The organism is Priestia sp. P5_B4 (assembly GCF_056400385.1).
The window spans coordinates 1-2,570 of sequence record NZ_JBFULJ010000545.1 but is presented as its reverse complement, the minus strand read 5'-3'; the positions used below and the strand labels follow the sequence as shown (position 1 = coordinate 2,570).

Below are 2,570 nucleotides of genomic sequence, written 5' to 3'. Positions count from 1 at the left end.
GATATGGGGAATGTAGTAGTAATAGGGGCAAACCGCTTTATTGGTTTTCATTTATGTATGGCTTTTTTAGACGAAGGTACAGAAGTAAAAGGGTATACACATTCTGCTCATAAAGAAGAAGATGATTTGCAGGAAGAGATGAAATTTTTCTTAGGGCGAAACGCTAATTATGCATCGACTGAAGTTGGAGAGTCATTAGATATGATTACCTCAGAAACGGATGTTGTCTACTTTACGTATTTCGATGGAGGAGATTTTTATCATCCTGATTTTTTAAGACAAGAAATGCAAAAAGCACAGCAAGTGCTCATTCAAGCGCTTAACAAATGCCGTCAATTCAACATTCGATTTGTGTTTGTTTCTACCATGCGTGTATTTGGAGACCAGCAGCGAAAAATTGAAGAAACAACGATTCCAGAACCGGACAGTAGTGAAGGAAGGCTATACGTTCATTTTGAGCGAATGATAGAGAAATATAAAGATGATGGATGGCCCATTATAATTGTCAGAACGCCGACTCTTTACGGACCTTGGCAGCCTTTGTCAATGTGCTATTCCAAAAATATTGCCGGGTACGAAGAGGCTTTTGACATTATGGAAGGCACGGATTTTATTATTTATATTGAAGATGCCGTCAGTGCACTTAGACGCTGTAAAACTGCTGCATATTCATATGAAGTCGTTCATTTAGTTGAAGAAAAGTTACAGCCTTGGAGCGCAGGAGCAAACATTACTCATATGGAGGTGAAGGAAGAAGCGGCTCAAGAAAAATATGAAATCAGCAGGAAAGCGAAAGAACTGCTGCATTTTTCTTCAAAAGTAACGGCTAAAGAAGGCATTTATCTGCAAAAAAAACATATGAGAACATTCTTTTTACCTCTTCATTAAAAGGAGAAAGTTGTACTTATAGAATAGATTCGCTAATATAAGGAGGAATAAATGTTTTTAATAAAGGAGATTTCACTATGGAAGAGCAAAATATGCAATTCATGCAAATTGCAATGAAGTACTTGCCAGAAGCAAAACAGATCTTAGATGAAACAGGCGTTGAGTTATCAATGGAACACGTACAGCCGGTATTGACATTACTAACAAAAGTAATGAACGATGCCTATGAGCTTGGCAAGCAAGATGCATTAGCTGAAAATGAAAACAACTAAAGAAAACAGCTCGGTAGAATCCGAGCTGTTATTTTTGTTTGGAAAATAAATCGACTAAAGGGGCAAACTGTTTAAGAAGAGGAGCTAGTTCTTCGACGGCGAGTACAATTTCATCGATTTGTTTAAATAATCGTTCCCACTCCTCTCGCTCTCTTTCTTCTTTTGATTTTCTGCGCCCAGCTCCAAACATAAAATCAGAAAAACCTTCATTTCTTTGTCTTCTTGCCATGATACTCATTCCTTTCACTATTTTAATGGTGGGTAAGTTCTTACCTAATGTCCCATACTAGAGTAAGAGGGTCCCGTATCATTACTATATGTAGCATGATAGATACCTGAGTAGGACGAACACCTATATAGACAAAAAATAAAAAATGAAGTAAAATTAGTACCAACTCATAATAATTGATTATATAATCGATAAATGAAATGACGGATATAGGTTTTATAGGAATATAAGCCTTTTATTTAAAGGAGAGGTTGATATGAACGCTGGTGTTCTAGGAATTGGACGTTATGTACCAGAGAAAGTTGTAACAAATTTAGATCTTGAAAAAGTAATGGATACATCAGATGAGTGGATTCGTACGCGCACAGGTATTCAAGAGCGCCGAATTGCAGCCGATAACGAGGACACATCTGATTTAGCTTATAAAGCAGCAGTTGAAGCTTTACATAAAGCTAACGTCGAGGCAGAAGATATTGACATGATCATTGTTGCTACGGTAACGCCAGATCAACCGTTTCCTACAGTATCATGTATGCTACAAGAAAAATTGGGAGCAAAAAAAGCAGCTTCTTACGATGTGAGTGCCGCATGTGCAGGGTTTATGTACGGCATGATTACAGCTAAGCAATTTATTGAAACCAATGCTTACAAGCATATATTAGTGGTCGGTGTAGAAAAGCTTTCTAAGATTACAGATTGGGACGACCGTAACACGGCTGTTTTATTCGGAGACGGAGCAGGTGCAGTTGTAATGGGACCTGTATCAGAAGGACGAGGTATTTTATCCTTTGAACTAGGGTCCGACGGTACGGGAGGCAAGCACTTGTATCAAAACGAGCTTGATCATATTGTCATGAACGGACGTGAAGTATTTAAGTTTGCTGTTCGACAAATGGGGGAATCTGCTGTTAATGTAATTGAAAAAGCAGGTTTAACAAAAGAGGATGTTGATTTTCTCGTACCTCATCAAGCGAATATTCGTATTATGGAAGCTGCAAGACAGCGATTAGACTTGCCTGAAGAAAAAATGTCTAAAACAATCCAGTACTACGGCAATACATCAGCAGCATCGATTCCAATTTCAATTGTTCATGAGCTTGAAGCAGGGAAAATTCAAGATGATGATTTAATTGTAATGGTTGGCTTCGGAGGCGGCTTAACATGGGGAGCTATTGCTATTA

4 protein-coding genes are annotated in these 2,570 nt (G+C 38.2%); 3 read left to right on the top strand and 1 reads right to left on the bottom strand.

The window, feature by feature from the left end:
• Together AC1DRF_RS22710 and AC1DRF_RS22705 are read left to right on the top strand one after the other, a co-directional pair.
• Nucleotides 1-888: NAD-dependent epimerase/dehydratase family protein (locus AC1DRF_RS22710; RefSeq protein WP_477741756.1), on the top strand; the 888-nt coding region annotated here is incomplete at its 5' end.
• Between the two features lie 77 nt (nt 889-965).
• Nucleotides 966-1,160, top strand: coding sequence for a ComZ family protein (locus AC1DRF_RS22705; protein ID WP_013081746.1), 195 nt, complete (start codon nt 966-968; stop codon nt 1,158-1,160).
• A 28-nt stretch (nt 1,161-1,188) separates the two neighbouring features.
• Here the strand turns inward: AC1DRF_RS22705 and AC1DRF_RS22700 are convergent, their stop codons facing one another.
• Nucleotides 1,189-1,389, bottom strand: coding sequence for a hypothetical protein (locus AC1DRF_RS22700; protein ID WP_016763038.1), 201 nt, complete (start codon nt 1,387-1,389; stop codon nt 1,189-1,191).
• Between the two features lie 256 nt (nt 1,390-1,645).
• Here AC1DRF_RS22700 and AC1DRF_RS22695 point away from each other — a divergent pair.
• Nucleotides 1,646-2,570 (top strand): beta-ketoacyl-ACP synthase III (locus AC1DRF_RS22695; protein WP_477741755.1); only part of this gene is annotated, 925 nt, incomplete at its 3' end.